Raw genomic sequence first — 17,933 nt, forward strand, 5'->3', positions numbered from 1 at the left:
CAGGTTACGGCTGTCGGGCATGTTCCGCCACCACCAACAACGCCGGCAGCACGATGATGGTGCAGACGAGCGTGAGGCCGATGGCGACCGTCAACAGGACGCCCATGCCCGACGTGCCCGGATGCTGGGACAGCGCCAGACTGCCGAACGACGCGATCGTGGTGAGCGCGCTGAATACGACGGCACGTGGCGTGCTCGACCCCATGACTTGACCGGCCCTGGCGCCGGCCGCAATGCCCCTAGCCTCTCCGACGACGAGGTGGAGGCTGCCGGCGACACCAATCCCGAAGAGCAGCGGCAGCACGATGACGTTGGCGAAATTGAAGGGGATGCCGATCACCACCGATGCCGCCACGGTCAGCAGTGCGGCCAAGGCGAGCGGAGTGAACACGATGACAATGTCGGATTTGCGCCTGAAGACGATGGCGAGCATTGCGGCGATGGCGATGATGGCGATCGCGGCGGCTTCAAGAAAAGCCCGCACCACTGCCTTCCCCGCCTCCAGAATGATGACCGGAGGGCCGGCTGCGTCGGGAGCGACGGCCTGGATCTGCTCGACGAAGCTGCGGAGCGCGTCCTGCGAGGTGGAGATGCCAGGCGCCGGGTAAACCTCCAACCGAGCTTCGCCGCCGGGCGCCACCCAGCGCTCGCGCAGGTCGATCGGCAACGACTCCAGGGCTACGGGTTCCGCAGCGAGAGATCTCCGCAATGTATCGAGACGACCGTGGAGGCCGCCGAGCAGCCGGTCTTCAAGCTCGCCAAGGACGTCGGGCTTCCGCGCCCGCTGTTCCATCAGCGCCTCCAGGGCGCTGCGCAGTCTCGCCGCCGCCTCTGCCGTCGGCCCGTCGCGCCGGTCCGCCAGACGTTGCAGGCGGTCTTGAAGGTCCTGGAGCGCGAGCACGGTCTCACCCTCGTCCGGCGCCGGCGCCGGCGAAGCAGCGAACGTCGGCCCCAGGAACAGGGCGAGATTGTCGATGATGTCGAGCTTCTCGTCCTGATTGGCGGGCACGAAGCTGGCGAGGGTCCGGGTGCTCTGGACGGCGTCGAGCGCGGCCAGTTTTGGCGCCAGCGCTGCCGCCGACTCCAGATCGTTCGCCAGCACCGAGACGGCATAGATGCTGGTCGGCTTGGCCACCGCCATCTCCAGCAGCGTCGCAACGGATTCGCTGTCCCTGTCCTTGAGGTTGAGCGGATCGAAATCGAAGCGCGCCAGCGGCACCAGCGCCGCCGAAACCACCGCCAGCGCTGCCGCGCTTGCCAGGATAGGCCGGTGGTGGCGGCGGATCCAGTTGGCGGCGTCGAGTTGGGCGGTTGCTTCCCATGGAACCGGCTTCCGTAGTCGCGGCTCGATGATCGTCATCCAGGCCGGCAGGACTGTGAAGCTTGCAAACAGGGCGATGATCATACCGGTCCCGGCGATCAGCCCGAGCTCGGCAAGCCCGGTGTAGTTGGTCGGCAGGAACGCGTAGAAACCGATCGCGGCGGCGATCGCGCTCAACGGGATGCCGGCGCCGACGCGCCGCGCGGTCGCCTGCAGAGCCGCCGTGTGATCGCCGCCGGCCTCCTTGCATTCACGATAAGCGAGCGCGTAGTGGATGCCGAAGTCGACGCCAAGGCCGATGAACAGCACCGCGAACGCGACGGAGATGAGGTTCAACGTCCCAACCGCTGCGACCGCGAATGCCGCGGTCCAGATCAGGCCGGCGATGAGCGTGAACAGAGAGGCCACGAGCAGGCGCGGCGAGCGAAAGCAAATGAGCAGGAGGCCGACGATCAGCACCAATGACACCACGCCGGCAAGCCCAACGCCGATGGAGACGCTCTGCAGCTCATCGTCGTTCAGCGCCCCGGGCCCGGTGAGGCGAACGCGGTAGCCTCGTTCCGGCGTATATCCAAGCTCGGCGGCGGCGCTGCGAATGGTGTCGACAGCCGCTTGCGCCGGCCGGAACCGGCTGTAGTCAAGGGCGATGCTGACCTGGAAGACGCGCCGCTGCGCCTCTTGGACGGCGCCGCCGCCCATCAGGCGTTGCCACGACAGGCTGCCGGGCCGTTCCGCCGCCGTTGCTTCGGCGACGGCCGCGATATCGTTCAGAATCGGGCTCAGATCGAAAGGAACATCGGCAGGCGTTTCGACAGTTGCATCGGCAGCCGCGGCGAGGAGAGCGGCGAGGCCGCGCAAGGACGGGTCCCGCCACAGGGCGTCGATGAACGGCTGCGCCTCCAGAAGACGGTCGGCGAGCGCATAAAGCGCGTCGACGTCGAGGTAGAGGAGACCGTTGCGGCGAAAGAACGCGCTTCCTTGAAGATCGAAGACGTGCGGGAACAGATGGGGACGCTCCGCCAGACGGGCCGCCAGCCTGTCCCCGGCGTCATCCGCCAGACCTGGCGTCGGAGCGCCGATCACCACGACGACGCTGTTCTTCTCCTGAGGAAACGCAGCGTTCAGACGCTTCTCGATGCGCTGGAACGGCAGGTCTTCGGAAAACATGTCCGCGTGCGATGTGTTGATCGCAAAGTTGGCGATGACGTACGCGGCCGCGGCAACAGTGACAGCGGCGCTGGCGACGACTACCGGCCACGCGAATCGGCCGACAACGAAAGTCCACCACAACAACAGCCGTCGGGGCACGGAACGCACAACTTCGATCACGGCGTCTCGGTCTTGGAAATGAAGCGCGGGCACCGGCCGCAGCAGAGGGAGGGAGGGGGCGGTCGCGGGTGTAGCCGACGAGGGTGCCGCCGCGGGCGCGCGGCCGCGGAAAGGCGGGGCGCGGCCGCGGGCTATTTGACTTTCAGCACCTCGCGGCCGCGGTACTTGCCGGTCGTCGGATCGATGTGATGCGGCCGCCTCAGTTCGCCCGACTCCTTGTCCTCGACGTAGGTCGAGCCGTCGAGCGTGTGGTGGGACCGGCGCAGGCCCTGCTTCGACTTCGAGGTCTTCTTTCTCGGTACCGCCATGACTTCAACCTTTCGCCACTACTGTCCGCCTGTACTCTTTGCCGACTGGCGCAAGCTCCCGCTTGCCGATCAAGCGCGTCCGCTCGCTTCGCTGCCGGAAAGCCGGACTTATAGCCGCGACCGGCGTCCACTCCCAGCAGAATCTGCGCTTGCCTTGCCTCCGGCAACGCACCGTGACATATCAACCGAGGCTACGAGCACGATTTTGGTTAAGCGATGGCAGGTGAAACGATGCCAGGTGATGCGACAGACGTATTTGCCGAGCGCGAGAGCGTCGAGCAAGTCGAGGAAGGAGACAGGCTCGCGCCGAAGTTCGACGCAGACGGGCTGATCCCGGTGGTCACCACCGACGCCGCGAGCGGCGAGGTCCTGATGCACGCCTACATGAACGCCGAGGCGCTCACCGAGACGATCCGCCGGGGCGAAGCGTTCTATTGGAGCCGCAGCCGCCAGTGCCTGTGGCACAAGGGCGCGACCAGCGGCTTCGTGCAGAAGGTCGTCGAACTGCGCATCGACGACGATCAGGACGCCGTCTGGCTGCGTGTTCGCGTCGAGGGCGAGGCCAGTTGTCACGTCGGCTACCGGTCGTGCTTTTATCGCTCGATCCCGGTAGGCGGCTCCGCCGACGCGTCGTTGCGCCTGTCGTTCGAGGAGACGGCCAAGACCTTCGATCCGCAAGAGGTCTACGGTGACGCTCCCAATCCCACCCGGCTCTGACAGCGCTACTTGCCGGCATCATTGGCCGCCGGTGCCGGCGAGGCGCTGGTCGGCGAGCGCGTTCAGTCTCTCCACCAGCAAGTCGGGACCGCCGGTCCTGAGGGTTTGGCGGAATTCCCCGTGCAGGCGCGGGATCTCGTTGCCCGCTTTCCCTTCATACACGTAGCGGACGTCGACGATCCGCCACTGGTCCGCCTCCCGGTTCATCACGTACGTCAACGACACCGGCTCGGCGCTGGGCTGCACGATGCGCGTCTCGACAAGGACCTGGTCTTCAGCCACCGGCTGCGTGCCGATCGTCTGGAATGTTTGCCCGTCATAGGCGTCGAAGCGATCGACGTAGGTGGCGACGCTGTAGCGGGTGAAAGCCTCCACCAGCTGCACACGCTGCTCAGGGGTGGCTTTGCCCCAGCTCGAGCCGGCCGCTCCACGCATCATGCGCTGCAGGTCGAACGCCTGCTTCACGGCCGGCGCCAGCCGATCGAAGCGTTCCGCCGCCGGGCTCTTGTCCGCGTCCTTCCACACGTCGAGCAGCGCGTCATGGAACTGTGCTACGACGGCGGCCGGTTCGCCTGTCCGGGCCTCGTTCGTCTGGGCCAGCGCCTGACCGCCGGCGTATAGGGCGAAGGCCGCAAGGGCCGCTAACCACAAGCGCATGAGAGCCTCACTCCGTGCCACGATGCCGCAACCGGAACCTAGGCCGGTGCGGGCCTCCCCGCAACGCGCAGCGGAACCGCGCCTGGCCCCGTGGCGTTTGGCTGTCCGACTTCGGGTTCAGGGCCATCTGGTGCGGTTATCGCCACTTTGCGACAGATTTGCGCAGACATTATAGGACTATGTACCTGAAAATGCTTATTTTGTGTCCGTTTGGAGCCCAAAGATGTATGTTTTTGTATGCAAATGTATGCAAGAGCGAGGTTAGTGCATTGAATTCAAACGGTTCCTATTAGGTTTGCTTTCCTTGAAAGACCCCGCGCCTGACGCGCCCCGCTCTGGACAGGGAACCCATGATTCGCCGTGGACAAGAACATCGAATGAACATACCCTTGGGAGGGATCACGGTCAAGGGCGAGGGCGAGGCGTCAAGGGGATCGCCGGCAGACCTCCTCAAGCACACGAAATGCGACAGCCGCGGAAAGACCCTTGACTTTAGTGGGTGTTAACCTTACGTTACCTGTACATGCGGCGGTGCCGAGGATGGGCCGCCGTGTTGGAGCTTGGCCTTTATGGTGAGCGGGATCGCATATCGCTTCGCGAGAGGGGTATGGCGACGGAGGCAAACGGCGAGTCTGCCGACTTCAAGCCAGCCCACTTGGGGCATCCCATTCGGGTATCGATGTCGACCTCCCGGTAGATGCGGGCGCCGCCCCGCGAGACAAGGCCCCTGCGGGTCGGGTCGCGGCGGTGTTCAAGTCTTTGAGTGAACGAGAGGGAGAACAGTGTCATGGCGACAATGAACTTACCGGCTGTTTCCGCGGACGGCGGCTTGGCGCGCTATTTTCGAGAGATCTGGGCGTTCCCGGTTCTGAACGAGGATGAGGAGTACACTTGCGCCGTACGGTGGCGGGAAGAAGGTAACGTCGAGGCTGCCCACCGGCTGGTCACCAGCCACCTGCGCCTGGTGGCCAAAATCGCCATGGGCTACCGCGGCTACGGGATCCCGGTGGCCGATCTGATTTCCGAGGGCAACATCGGGCTGATGAAGGCCGTCAAGAAGTTCGAGCCGGAGCGCGGCTTCAGGCTGGCGACCTACGCCATGTGGTGGATCCGCGCCGCCATCACCGAATACATCCTCCGCTCCTGGTCGATGGTGAAGCTGGGGACGCTGGCGACGCAGAAAAAGCTGTTCTTCAGCCTCCGCCGCATCAAGCGGCAACTCAACATCATCGACAACGACGATCTGGATCCGGATCAGGCGGCGCGGCTGTCGAAGGTCTTCGACCTTCCGGCCAAGGACATCGTCGACATGAACCGCCGCCTCACCGCGCGCGACGCATCGTTGAACGCGCCGCTCAGCCGCGACGGCGACGAAGGCCTGGAGTTCCAGGACACGCTGATCGACACGTCGCCCTCGCCGGAAGCGCTCGCCTCTGACCATCAGGAGAGCAGTCAGCGCCGCCAATTGGTCAGCCGGGCAATGAAGCAACTGCCGGACCGGGAGCGAGCGATCCTGGCGGAACGCTGGCTCAAGGACGACCCCAAGACGCTGGAACAGTTGGGGGCCGACTACGGCATCAGCCGGGAGCGCGTCCGCCAACTGGAGGCGCGGGCGCTGGACAAGGTGCGGAAGAGCGTGGCGGCCCTGTCCGCGGAGCCGGTGGAGGCGCTCGCGTAACTGCCCGCTCAGTGCAGCGTTTGCAGCGAGCGGGTGAACTGAAACGACGATGGCCGGACGGGCGCCGAAGCAGCGACTGAGACGGAGTGCACCCGGCCATCGAGATTCTTCTGCCAGAATTTGAGGAAACGGCGTAGAACGGGGAAGTCCGGGGCCAAGTCGAAATCCTGCCAGATGTAGTTCTGGAGCAGTTCCGGGTAATCGGGCAGATGATAGGTTATCTCCGCAGTGGTCAGCTGGTACGGCAGAAGCGGCCTTTCGATTGAAAGCATTTCTGGTGCGCCTCACGGTGTTGGACCAGGATCATCATGAATGCTGCCGGTGTTTTTCGGCGCACTCAATTGAAAACACGTTCCAGTCGGCATTTTGTCAGCACCACCATTCGGCTGCTAACAGCCCTTGTGTTCCTTTGGCGACCCCAGGCGCTCGTGACACTGCCCCGATGATCGTGCTGTTCACCGACTTCGGGATGACGGGACCGTACCTCGGCCAAATGAAAGCCGTGTTGCGGCGCGGCGCGCCGGAGGTCGACATCATCGACCTCTTCGCCGACGCTCCTGCTCATGATCCCAAGGCCGCTGCCTACCTGTTGCCGGCGTACGTGACGGAGTTTCCGCCGGGCACCGTGTTCCTCTGCGTCGTGGACCCCGGCGTCGGCGGGGCGCGCCGGCCGGTGGTGGTGAACGCCGACGATCGCTGGTTCGTCGGCCCCGACAACGGCTTGTTCGAACTCGTGATGCGACGGGCCAACAGCAAGGCCAGATGTTGGACCATCACGTGGCGCCCGGAGCGAATATCTGCGTCGTTTCACGGCCGCGATCTGTTCGCGCCGGTGGCGGCCCGACTCGCCCGCGATCCTGCCCCCGTGGGTGAGGAACTGCATGCTGCTTGCGTCCGCCGCGACCATTGGCCGGACGACCTTGCGAGCATTATCTACATAGATGTATTCGGCAACGTCATGACCGGGTTCCGCTTCTCATCGCTGGCCACCACGGCGGCGGTGACGATTGCGGGGCAGCGGTTGTCGTACGCTGAGGTGTTCGAAAGGGTACCGGTCGGGGACATGTTTTGGTATGGCAACGCGAATGGACTTGTCGAACTGGCGGCGAACCGGGCGCGGGCCTCGGATCGGCTCGGGGTCAAGATCGGCGATGCTGTCGTCATCGAGAGCGGGGCGACAATTAGACATTGAGACGTGACAGGCGTTGCACGAGAGTGCGCGGTGAGCGGGGGCGATGCTTTCTATTCGGTTCTGGGGCGTACGGGGAAGCATTGCCTGCCCCTCACCCCACCACATCAGGTTCGGCGGCAACACGAGTTGCGTAGAAGTCGCGGCCGGGGATCACTGCTTCATTCTCGACGCCGGCACCGGCATTCGTGAGCTCGGCAAGGTGTTTCAGGAGAATGACGTCCGCAACGTCCACCTGCTGTTGACGCACACGCACTGGGACCACATCAACGGATTCCCGTTCTTCCGGCCTGCCTATGACGCCCACCGACGGGTGCGCGTCATGGCGGGGCACCTCTGCGAGCAGGGCGGCGTGCAGAACGCGCTGGCCGTGCAGATGCACGACCCGATGTTTCCCGTGCCCCTGGATGCCATGAAGGCCATCGTCGATTTCGAGGACTTCGAGGCCGGAGATCACTTTCACCTGTTTCCCGACGTGGTCGTGCGCACCGCGCCGCTTCATCACCCCAATGGCGCGACCGGCTATCGCATCGAGCACGCCGGCAAGTCGGTCTGCTACGTCACCGATACCGAGCACGTGCCGGGGAAACCGGACCAGAGCGTGCTTGGCCTCATCGACGGCGCCGACGCGGTCATCTACGACAGCACCTATACCGAGGCCGAGTTCGCCGATCACATCGGGTGGGGCCATTCGACTTGGAATGAGGGCCTCCGCCTGTGCAGGATGGCGGGCGCCAAAAAGCTCGTCGTGTTCCATCACGAACCGGATCACAACGACGTCTTCATGCAGAATCTCGAAGACGAGGTCGGGCGGCAGAATGCAAATATCGTCGTCGCCCGAGAGGGGATGGTTCTCCGCCTGAAGTCCTGAACGCCCGGAGGGAGTGCAGCCAGTGCGTGCCGTCGTGTGCAAGGCGTGGGGAGAGCCGAAAGACCTCGTCGTGGAAGAGGCGCCGCCGCCGCCGATGGTCGCAGACGGCGTGCGCATCGCAGTCCGCGCTGCCGGCCTCAACTTCGGCGACACCCTGATCATCGCCGGCAAGTACCAGACCAAGCCGCCGCTGCCCTTCATCCCGGGGTTCGAAGTGGCGGGCGAGGTTGTCTCATGTGCGGATGGGGTCGATGCGTTCCGGCCCGGCGACCGGGTGCTGGCCATCGTCGATCACGGCGGCTTCGCGGAGGAAGTGGTGGCGTCCGCCAAAGACGTGTTTCCCCTGCCCGAGAGCGTTTCGGAAGTGGACGCAGCCGGCTTCGCCGTCGCCTACGGCACGTCGCATCTTGGACTCCGCTACAAGGCCGCGTTGCGGCCGGAGGAAACCGTGCTGGTGCACGGAGCCGCCGGCGGCGTCGGCCTCACCGCGGTCGAAATCGCCAAGGCTCTGGGCGCCCGGGTGCTCGCCACCGCGGGCGGGGCGGAGAAGCTGAAGGTCGCGGAGCGCTACGGCGCCGACGCCCTGATCGATTATCGCCGCGAGGACATCCGCGAGCGCGTGCTGGAACTGACCGCGGGACAAGGCGTCGACGTGGTCTATGACCCGGTTGGCGGCACTGCCTTCGAGGCGTCGCTCCGCTGCACGCGCCCCGGCGGGCGCATCCTCGTTGTCGGCTTCGCCAGCGGCGCCGTCCCTCAGATCCCGGCCAACATCCTGCTCGTCAAGAATTTCACCGTCTACGGCTACGTGTGGGGAACCTACCGGACCCTGGATCCGGCCGCCTTCGCGGAATCGATGCGGGAACTTCTGGCGTGGGTCGGCGAGGGCAAGCTGCGCCCCCACGTCTCCCGGACCTACCCCCTCGCCGAAGCCGCCGCGGCGCTGGAGGCGCTGCGCACCCGCCGCTCCACCGGCAAGCTGGTGCTGACGGTCGCGTAAGGCTTGCTTCAGCGGCTACGGCGCGAAGGGGTCGAGGAGCGCGTCCGAGAGCGTCATGGCGCGGGGGCCGTCGGTCCACAACAGCACGCAGCGCACCGGCCGGTCGGGGTAGATGGCTTGGAGCGCCGCTCGATACGCTGCCATCTGGCGGAGATACGCGCGTGAGACCTTGGCGGGGTCGCGCGGCGGGGGCCGGTTGGTCTTGTAATCGAGGACGGTGACGCGCTCCGGCTCGACCACGAGGCGGTCCACCTGCCCCGAAATGACCCGGCCATTGATGGTGCCGGTGATCGGCACTTCGGCTTGACTGCCCGGGCCGAACACCGCCGCCAGTTCCGGATCGCCGATTACCGCCAGCACCTCGCGGGCGATCTCGTCCTGCTGCGCCGCGCTCAGCCGATGCACCGGGCGCGCCAGCCAGCGCCGCGCAGCAGCCTCGCGGTCGCCGGCGGAGAGGTCAGGCAGGCTTTGCAGCAGGCGGTGGCTGACGCGGCCGCGGCGGAAGCGGCTGCCGAAGTCAGGCCCCAGCGGCGACAGCACCGGCGGATCCTCGTCCTCCGGGCGGGACGGCGCCAGCGGGCGCGGGGGCTCCGGCTCCGCCGGCGGCGGCCGGTCCGCCCAGGGCGGAAGCGGCGGCATAGCGCCTGGAGCCGGCATTTCCTTGCGCTCTGGTGAACGCTCCTGTGGGCACGAAAGGCGGAGCGGCGTCGCCTCGTCGCTCTCTTCCGCGGCGGCGAGAAACGGATCCTCTACCTGCTCGACGCCGAGTTCGGCGGCACGCGCCTCGATGCCGGCGCGGATCAGCCGGTACCAGCAGTCCTCGCCGCCGCCCTTGGGCCCACGCCAGCCGCAGACGATCAGGCGGTCCCGGGCACGCGTCATCGCCACATACAGGAGCCGCCGATATTCCTGGGCCTGGCGTCGCTTTTCCGCATCCTGGGCGCGGCTGGCGGCGGTCTCGCAATCGTGCTTGCGCGGCGGCCAAAGCAGCAGCTCCCCTCCCCGCGCTTCCGACCAGGTCAGCCTCGGCGACTTTCCCGGCACCTGCATGGTGTCGGTCATGAACACGATCGGCGCCTGCAGGCCCTTGGCGCCGTGCACCGTCATGACGCGGACCGTGTCGCGGTCGCCCTGCTCGGAATCGCGCTTGATCTCGACGCCGGTGGTCTGCAGCCAGTGCAGGAACCCCTGCAGCGACGGCGCGTGGCTGCGTTCAAAGGCCAGGGCGAGGTTGAGAAACTCCGAGATCGGATCCTCGGCATCGGGGCCGAGGCGGGCGAGCAGCCGGCGCCGGCCCCCGAGAGGACCAAGCACGCGGGTATAGAACTCGAACGGCGGCACCTGATCGGCGAGCGCCATGTAGGCGTGGAGTCTCCCGACGGCGTCGACGAGCACCGCATCGTCGGCGGCGCGGGCGCGGAGCGTGTGCCACAGGCTTCCGACGCGGCCGTGGGCGAGATGGAACAGTGCATCCTCGTCGAGGCCGATCAGCGGGCTCTTGAGGACGGTGGCGAGGGTCAGGTCGTCGGTCGGCAACAGCACGAACTGGCCGAGGACGGTCAGGTCCATCACCGCCATCTGCTCGGTGATCAGCATGCGGTCGATGCCGGCGACGGGCACGTGCTGTTCTTTCAACTGCCGGATCAATTCCTCGACGAACAAGCCGCGGCGGCGGACCAGCACCATGATGTCGCCGGGGCGGATCGGCCGGTCCGCCGACTCCAAGGCCTCGCCGCTCACCATTGCCTTGATGCGTTTTGCGACCAGCCGCGCGAGCCGCAGTTCAGGCGAGTCGCCGGCCGAGCGTTCCACCGGCGGCCGCCACGGCATCGGTTCGTCCTGGTCGCGCGGGAGGATCGGCGGCCAGATCTCTACAGAACCGCCGTCGAGTTGCCGCCACGCGCGGTGAACGATCATGTCGCCATCGAGGGCGACGCCGTCGGCGGCCTCGGGCCGGGCGAACACCGCGTCAACGGCCGCCAGCACCGCGCGGGTCGATCGGAATGAAACCTCCAGGCTGATCGGACGCCACGGTCGCTTCGCCGCCTTGACGCGCTCGCCGAACCAGGTCCGGTTTTCCAGGAACGCGGCCGGATCGGCGCCCTGGAAGCTGAAAATGGACTGCTTGACGTCGCCAACGGCGAACACGGTGCGGTTGTGCTGATATGTTGACGCCGCACCCTCGCCTGCGAAAAATTCCCCGGTCAGCGCCCGGACGATGCGCCACTGATCGCGGCTGGTGTCCTGGGCCTCGTCGATCAGTAGATGATCGATGCCGCCGTCGAGCTTGAACATCACCCAGGACGCGCTGCCCTGGCGCTCCAGCAACCCGGCGGTGCAATGGATGAGGTCGTCGTAGTCGAGGAACGAACGCGCGTCCTTGAGGCGCCGGTATGCCGCCAGCAGCGCGTCGCCGACCACCAGCATCGCGGCGGTGGCCTCGCGGGTGACAGCAGCGCGGCGGCGCATGACGACGGCCAGCAACCGTTCCGCCTCACTCTCCAGGATTTCGCAGGCACCCGGCGTGGCTGCGGCCGCCTTGTCGGTGATCAGGCATTTGCGCACCCGGGTCGGGAGCGTCGACGTCAGATAGGCGTCCACATAGCCGCTGAACTGCGCCGCGCGCTCGGCGGGCGCGAACGCCAACCAACCTGCGATAGCGGCGCCGCGCTTGCGATCGGTGGCACTGCCGGAGCCTGCAAGCCCGGAGGCCGCGATGCGCAGCCCGAGGGCGTCGAAGGCGCGGTCCTCGCAGGCGTCCGCCACCACCGCCGCCGGTGTCTCGCCGGGCCGGAGGCCGAGGTGCTTGGCGAGCGCTGAGGCCGCCCCGGCGACCGAGCCGTAGGCGTCGAGCACGTGGCCGAGGCGGGTGCGCTCGGCGGCCAGAGCAGCGATGAGTTCCCTGAACTCCAACTCCTGCACATGGCCGGTGATGACGGCGAAGGCTTCGGCGAGATCGGCGCGATGGGCGGCGGTGGCCAGCACTTCCTCCATGGCAGCCGCCATCAATTCCTTCTGGTCGCGTTCGTCGAGCACCGTGAAGTGGGGGGAGATCCCGGCTTCCACCGGAAACCGCGCCAGCACCGACTGGCAGAACGCGTGGATGGTCTGGATGTTCATGCCGCCCGGCGCATCCAGGATGCGGGCGAACAGTTGCCGTGCCACGGTGCGCTGACGGTCGTCCGGCGTGCGGCCGAGAACGTCGCGCAGCCGGGTTTCCAGCTCGGAGGAGGATACCGTCGCCCAGGCGCCGAGAACCTCGGCAAGGCGGATGCTCATCTCCGCAGCTGCGGCCTTGGTGAAGGTGATGCAGAGGATGCGGTGCGGCGGCGTACCGGCCAGCATCAGGTTCAGCACCCGGTCGGTCAGGATCTTGGTCTTGCCGGTGCCGGCCGAGGCGGCCACCCACACCGACGCTGTCGGGTCGGCGGCGCCCCGTTGCCGGCTGCCGGCGTCCTCTGGGTGCCGGCTTTGGGCAAGCGTGCTCATGCCCCCTCAGTCCCCTTCCTCGCGACCGCCCGCCGACCATTCCTTGACCCTCGCCAGGTGCTCGTAGTCGGAGAAGCGCGGCGCCGCCGACGGCCGCGGCCGAGCCGGGTAGGGCGTGTCGGCAACATCGAAGCGGGCGACCAGGTTGACCAACCCCGCGAGGGCTTGCTCGGCGAGCATGTCCGCGTTCTTGACCGGCTTGATCGTGCCGCCTTCCGCGCCACCGCGTAGACGCCAATACTCGATGCCCGTGTCGGTCCCCGCCGGAACCCCGGGAAAGCCGCCGGCGCGGGCGATGGCGGCTTCCAGCGGCAGTTGCGGCGAGAAACCAGCAGCGATGTCCTTGCCGCTCGGCAGTTGCCCGGTCTTGTAGTCGACGATGACGATCTGGCCATCGAGAATATCGACGCGGTCGGCCTTGGCGACGAGCGCGAACGGGCCTTCCGGTGCATCCACAACAAGTGAGCCCGACACCTCGGTCAGCGTCGAGCGGATGAACGCGCGGCGTTCCCGTTCCACTTCCAGGAACCAGCGCGCCGTCTGCCGAAAGCGCGGCCACCAGAACGCCCGCACCGCGGCGTGCGGCGGCATGCTGCGCCACGCCTCCTCTCCGATCGCGGTCAGCCGCGCCTCGGCGTCCTCAGGCAGCGCCCCTGGCGTCGCCTCGATGAACCGCTGCAGCACCAGATGCATGAATGTGCCGAGATCGGCTGCGGTGGGATCCATGTCGATCGGCTGCAGCGCCTTCAGCGTCAGGATATGGCGCGCGTAGATGGCGTAGGGGTCGCGCATCCACGACTCGATCTGAGTGACGGACAGGCGCCGCGGCCGCGCCGAGACCGGCGGCGTCGGCGCCGGCGGCGCGATGGAGATCCAGGCGTCGCGGGTGTCCAGTCGCGCCTGCCAGTCGAGCCACGGCCCGCCGGCCGACAGCCGCCGTCCCGCATCGCCGTCGCCGACGATGTTCCGCAGGCGCGAGAGCCAACGACACTCCACGGTCGGCGCGCCCTCGATGCGGCGCGCCCGGGTGAGCCAGACCTCGGGCGCCGAGAACGCCTGTGTGAAGTCGTGCGCGGACAATCCGATGCGCCGCTCCGGCAGCGGCAGGCCGAACGCCTGCATCATCGGCCGGCTCATCCACGGGCTGGCGGCAGCGCGGGGTGGCCACGTCTCCTCGTTGAGGCCGCCGAGGATCATCACATCGGCCCGCTGCAGGCGCGCTTCCAGCGGGCCCCAGATGGACAGGCGCGGATGGCGGCCATAGCGCGGCCGCACCACCCGCCCGGCCATGAGGGAATCGAGCAGGGCGGGATAGTGCCGCGGCGCCAGCGGTTCGAAATCGTCCGCTGCGTCCGTGAGGTCGGCGACGAAGTCCGCCGAAGCCTCCCCGGCGTCGCCGGCCCACAATCGGTCGCGGCCCGGTTGCTGGTCGCTGGCGGCAACCGCCTCGGCGGCCGCCACATGAGCCTGCACGAGGTCCGCAAGGCTCGCTACCGGCCGTTCGACCATTTCAAGCAAGGGGTCGAGGACCGCGCCGAGGCGATCCACAAGCTGCACCAGATCGGCGCCGTGGTCGGCGACGGAGCGGCTGAGGCCGGTGATCCCCGCTTCCGGCCGCGGCCCGCGCAGGACGCGCTCTTCCAGGCGGCGGACGAGGGCGCGGAACGCCTGCGGCGGCAGGCTGCACGCAGCGAGCGGATGCTTGAGCGCCGCCAGCAGCGGCACCGGCGCCAGCGCCTCCCCGGCCATCCGCGCGATCAGGCGGAGATACGCGCCCTGCGGCGTCTCCGCCAGCGGCCGCCCGGCCGAGTCGTCGACTGCGATGCCCCATCGTTCCAGTTCCGCGGCGACCCGCCGCGCCAGCGCCCGGTCGGGGGTCACCAGCGCCGCCCGCCGCTCCTCATCCTCCAGCACGCTCCGCATCAACAACGCGATCGCGCGCGCCTCCTCGTCCGGTCCCGGCGCGTCGAGGATGGAGACGCCGGCGACGGCGGCGTCGGCGATGGGCGGATCTCGGCGCCAGCCGTCGACCGTCGCCGCCGGCCTGAGGGCGCGGTTGATGAGGGACGCCCGCTCCGGCGCGGTCGCCGCTATTCCCGGCGCCGGCCACGGGACGACCTGGCGGCGGTCCACGTCGAGGCGGGCGAGGAGCCGGGCCATGCCGTACTGGGGGTGGGTCGGCTCCTCCGTCAGGGCGGCCCACGTCTCGTCGTCCGCATCCTGGTCCAGACCCGGAAGAACCACGGCGCCGTGCGGCAGTCGGCTGATCACCCCGATCAGATGCGCCGACGCGGGGATCGTGCCGGTGGAGCCGGCGGCGATCACCGGCGTCGACGGCGGGTCCGCGGTCCAGGCTTCGGCCTGCGCGTAGAGGAGCCGGTTGCGGCGCTCGGCGGCGTCGAGCCCACCTTCGGCGTCCAGCATCATCGGCCACGCGTCGGTCACGATGGAGAGAAAGTCGAGGGTCATCTGCCAATGCTCGGCCAGAGCATCCGGCGCCAGATCACGCAAACCGGCGAAGTCCAAGCCTTCGATGCGCACGGCGTCGAGAAACCGGGCGAGCTCGGCGGCGAGCCGCGCCGCCTGGTCCGGCGATCTTCTGCCGCCCGGGATCGCGAGGATCAGCCGGGTAAGCAGCAGCAGCCGACGCAGATCCGGCACCGCCGGCGAAATCGCCATGTCCAGCGTACCGGCCTCGCCTCCCGCGTTCTCCCCTGCCCCGCTAAACGCCAGTTCATCCTCGTCGACATCGCCGATCGGCGAAATGCGCGGCAGCAGCAACGGCCGCCCGCCGCCATGGCGAAGAAACGCCTCGGCGAGCGCGCGGCAAGCGCGGCGGTTGGGCAACAGGACCCGGACCCGGGTAAGCGCCGCCGCATCGTCGCCGACCCGGTGGCGGAGCCCCGCTGCCAAGGCATCGACAAACGGCATGCCGGCCGGGATGGTGAAGACGTTGGCGCCGCCGGTCATCCGCGCGCCGGGCATCCGCGCGCCGGTCATCTGCGCCCGGTCATCTGCGGTTCACGCCGCAATCGACCGAGGCCAGGTACTGTTCCACGACATCCAGGTCGCGCGGCCGCCCGACGTGGAACCACGTGCCGTCATGAAGGTGGCCGAAGAGCCGCCCGCCCTCGATCGCGCGGTCGTAGAGGACATTGAGAGAATAGGCGCCGTCCCCGGCGTCGTCGAACAGGCGCGGATGCAGAATCTGAACGCCGGCGAACAGCAGCGGGGCGATCCGGCGTTCCGGCCGGCGCGTCAGCCGCCCAACGGGGTCCATGACGAAATCGCCGTCGCCTTCGTAGCCGTAGGCCTCATTGGTCGGATGGAGCAGCAGCAGCGCGTCCATCTGGCTGTCGTCCCAGGCCGCCATCATCGCCGTCAACGCCGGATAGGGGCCATCGAACCACAGGACATCGCCGTTGACCACGAAGAATGGCCTTTTTCCCAGCAGTGGCAGCGCTTTGGCTACGCCGCCACCCGTCTCCAGCCGTTCTTCTTCGACAGAGACGCGGATCTTGGGCGTCTTTCGCTTCTTGAGATGCTTGACCACCTTGTCGGCCATGTAGTGGGCGTTGACGACCACCTTGCCAACCCCCGCCGCCTCCAGCCGGTCGATGACACGGTCGAGCAGGGAGCGGCCGGCGACCGCAATCAGCGGCTTCGGCGTCTTGTCGGTGATCGGCCGCATGCGGAGACCCAGCCCCGCTGCAAGCACCATGCCGCGGCGGATCGGGCCGGCCTGTATCGCCTTGGTCCCGGTCTGAACCGCCCTAGTCATGGTGCGGCGATCCGGCATGGCGGGATGGTGCGCCGGTCCTGCGGCACATGGCGTTCGAACCAGGCGGCGACGCCCGCCAGGACGGGATGGGCGAGCGCCGTTTCCAACAGCCGCCAGACCCGTGGGATGTGGTGCAGGTAGCCGGGCTTGCCGTCCCGCACGCAGAGCCGCGTGAAGATGCCGATGACCTTGGCGTGCCGCTGCGCCGCCAGAACCGCGAACACTTCGTCGAAGCCGGTCCAGTCTCGGCCCGGAAGAGCGTCGCGGTAGCGGCCTCGCAATCGAGCCTTCAGGTCGGCGGGGATGTCGCGGCGGGCGTCCTCCACGAGCGACATCAGGTCATAGGCTGCCGGCCCGGCGACCGCGTCCTGAAAATCGAGGAGGCCGCAGGCCGGCAGTCCCTCGCGGCCGGCAACCCGCATCAGATTGTCGACGTGGAAATCCCGCAGCACCAGGATGCGTGGCTGGTCCCGGACCACCGGCAAGGTCTCGCACCAGGCGCCCAGGAAAGCGTCTCTGGCGGGCGCGGTCACGGGACGATCCAGTACCGCCGGCAGGTACCAGTCGGTGAAAAGCGACGCCTCGTCGAGCAGGCGCTGGTCATCGTAGGCTGGGACACCCGCCGGCACCGGTAACTGGTGAAGGTGAACGAGAACGTCGACGGCGAGGGCGTAGAGGGGCTCCGCCGGCTCGCCTCTTTGCAGAAGCCGGGTGAAGGTGTCGTCGCCCAGGTCCTCCAGCAACAACAGGCCGCCATCGGTATCTTCGGCGAGGACGGCCGGCGCCCCGAGCCCGTGCCGCCGCAGGTGGTCGGCGACGCGGATGAACGGCCTCACGTCTTCCTTCGGCGGCGGCGCATCCATCAGCACGGCCGTTTGGCCATCGCGCGCGAGGCGCCTGTAGCTGCGAAACGAGGCGTCGGCGGCGAGCCGCCGCGACTCCGCCCCGCCCCACCCGTTGGCGTCCAGGAAGGCAGTGATGCGGGCGTGTCGGTCAGCCGACATCTTCGCCCAGAGCAACCAGCCGCTTCGCCCAGTTTTCGCTGCCGCGCAGGGTTAGGATCCGGTGGCCGGGCGCATCGGCGTACCGCAGGTTCGCGTCGAGCCGCGCCGCCGGCAGCAGATCGCCGAGGCGGTCCGGCCATTCGATCAGCGAGATTCCATCGGCGAAGGCGTCTTCAATGCCGAGTTCGAATGCCTCCTCCGGTCCGTTCAGGCGATAGAGATCGAAGTGGTAAACGGTCGTCATGAACGGCGGCGCCGGCTCGTAGAGTTGCACGAGGGTGAAGGTCGGGCTCGGAATCTCGTCGACATGTCCGCAGCGGGCGCGGATGAAGGCGCGGGCCAGCACGGTCTTGCCGACGCCGAGGTCGCCCGACAGCGCCAGCACGTCGCCCGGTCGCGCGATCAGCGCCAAGCTCCGGCCGATCGCCGCCGTCGCCGCCTCGCCGGGGAGGTGCTTGCGGAAATCCATGTGGGTCAGCTTGTCTGCCAGCATACAGCGCCAAGCCTGTTGCGCATCGTCTTTCATCCGCCGCATCCGCCGCCCGATGCTTGCTCGCAGCGCCGGCGGGCGTCATGTTGCAGAGCATCA

At 67.8% G+C, this 17,933-nt stretch carries 14 protein-coding genes; 5 read left to right on the forward strand and 9 right to left on the reverse strand.

The genetic code is table 11. The annotated features are described in order from the left end of the window. Positions 1–4: 4 nt before the first annotated feature. The gene (locus IPM60_04985) at positions 5–2,650 is read right to left on the reverse strand and encodes an MMPL family transporter (GenBank protein MBK8907263.1); all 2,646 of its coding nucleotides are present in this window, start codon (positions 2,648–2,650) and stop codon (positions 5–7) included. 131 nt (positions 2,651–2,781) lie between these two features. After that, positions 2,782–2,958 carry a 50S ribosomal protein L32 gene (locus IPM60_04990; protein ID MBK8907264.1) on the reverse strand — a complete coding sequence of 59 codons (177 nt, stop codon included), beginning with the start codon at positions 2,956–2,958 and terminating at the stop codon, positions 2,782–2,784. A gap of 231 nt (positions 2,959–3,189) precedes the next feature. Between IPM60_04990 and hisI the strand changes: the two genes are divergently transcribed. After that, positions 3,190–3,675 carry a phosphoribosyl-AMP cyclohydrolase gene (gene hisI, locus IPM60_04995; protein ID MBK8907265.1) on the forward strand — a complete coding sequence of 162 codons (486 nt, stop codon included), beginning with the start codon at positions 3,190–3,192 and terminating at the stop codon, positions 3,673–3,675. 18 nt (positions 3,676–3,693) lie between these two features. Here the strand turns inward: hisI and IPM60_05000 are convergent, their stop codons facing one another. Further along, the gene (locus IPM60_05000) at positions 3,694–4,332 is read right to left on the reverse strand and encodes an ABC transporter substrate-binding protein (GenBank protein ID MBK8907266.1); all 639 of its coding nucleotides are present in this window, start codon (positions 4,330–4,332) and stop codon (positions 3,694–3,696) included. Positions 4,333–5,119: 787 nt separating this feature from the next. Between IPM60_05000 and rpoH the strand changes: the two genes are divergently transcribed. Further along, positions 5,120–6,010: an RNA polymerase sigma factor RpoH gene (rpoH, locus tag IPM60_05005; protein ID MBK8907267.1), complete on the forward strand. Its 891-nt coding sequence runs from the start codon at positions 5,120–5,122 to the stop codon at positions 6,008–6,010. An 8-nt stretch (positions 6,011–6,018) separates the two neighbouring features. Here rpoH and IPM60_05010 read toward each other — a convergent pair whose 3' ends face one another. Then, positions 6,019–6,282 carry a Usg family protein gene (locus tag IPM60_05010; protein ID MBK8907268.1) on the reverse strand — a complete coding sequence of 88 codons (264 nt, stop codon included), beginning with the start codon at positions 6,280–6,282 and terminating at the stop codon, positions 6,019–6,021. A gap of 170 nt (positions 6,283–6,452) precedes the next feature. Between IPM60_05010 and IPM60_05015 the strand changes: the two genes are divergently transcribed. Genes IPM60_05015 through IPM60_05025 form a run of 3 tightly spaced genes read left to right on the forward strand, consistent with a single transcriptional unit; the run spans position 6,453 to position 9,070 of the window. Next, positions 6,453–7,202, forward strand: a complete 750-nt coding sequence (locus IPM60_05015; protein ID MBK8907269.1) for an SAM-dependent chlorinase/fluorinase — start codon at positions 6,453–6,455, stop codon at positions 7,200–7,202. Positions 7,203–7,245: 43 nt separating this feature from the next. Then, positions 7,246–8,070 (forward strand): MBL fold metallo-hydrolase, encoded by an 825-nt coding sequence (locus tag IPM60_05020; GenBank protein MBK8907270.1) that lies wholly within the window; start codon positions 7,246–7,248, stop codon positions 8,068–8,070. Between the two features lie 22 nt (positions 8,071–8,092). After that, positions 8,093–9,070 (forward strand): NADPH:quinone oxidoreductase family protein, encoded by a 978-nt coding sequence (locus tag IPM60_05025; protein MBK8907271.1) that lies wholly within the window; start codon positions 8,093–8,095, stop codon positions 9,068–9,070. A 15-nt stretch (positions 9,071–9,085) separates the two neighbouring features. Here IPM60_05025 and addA read toward each other — a convergent pair whose 3' ends face one another. Genes addA through tsaE form a run of 5 tightly spaced genes read right to left on the reverse strand, consistent with a single transcriptional unit; the run spans position 9,086 to position 17,813 of the window. Continuing rightward, entirely contained in the window at positions 9,086–12,559 is a 3,474-nt protein-coding gene (gene addA, locus IPM60_05030; GenBank protein MBK8907272.1) for a double-strand break repair helicase AddA, read from the reverse strand. A gap of 6 nt (positions 12,560–12,565) precedes the next feature. Then, entirely contained in the window at positions 12,566–15,529 is a 2,964-nt protein-coding gene (gene addB, locus IPM60_05035) for a double-strand break repair protein AddB (protein MBK8907273.1), read from the reverse strand. A 40-nt stretch (positions 15,530–15,569) separates the two neighbouring features. Next, positions 15,570–16,340 carry a nucleotidyltransferase family protein gene (locus IPM60_05040; GenBank protein ID MBK8907274.1) on the reverse strand — a complete coding sequence of 257 codons (771 nt, stop codon included), beginning with the start codon at positions 16,338–16,340 and terminating at the stop codon, positions 15,570–15,572. After that, complete coding sequence (locus IPM60_05045; GenBank protein ID MBK8907275.1) at positions 16,337–17,344, reverse strand: phosphotransferase; 1,008 nt, start codon at positions 17,342–17,344, stop codon at positions 16,337–16,339. Before IPM60_05045 ends, IPM60_05040 begins: the two co-directional genes overlap by 4 nt. Next, positions 17,334–17,813, reverse strand: coding sequence for a tRNA (adenosine(37)-N6)-threonylcarbamoyltransferase complex ATPase subunit type 1 TsaE (gene tsaE, locus IPM60_05050; GenBank protein MBK8907276.1), 480 nt, complete (start codon positions 17,811–17,813; stop codon positions 17,334–17,336). The genes IPM60_05045 and tsaE overlap by 11 nt, the downstream gene beginning before the upstream one ends. Between the last annotated feature and the right edge of the window lie 120 nt (positions 17,814–17,933).

Source organism: Rhodospirillales bacterium, from assembly GCA_016710335.1.
Lineage (GTDB): Bacteria > Pseudomonadota > Alphaproteobacteria > Rhodospirillales > Defluviicoccaceae > JADJXQ01.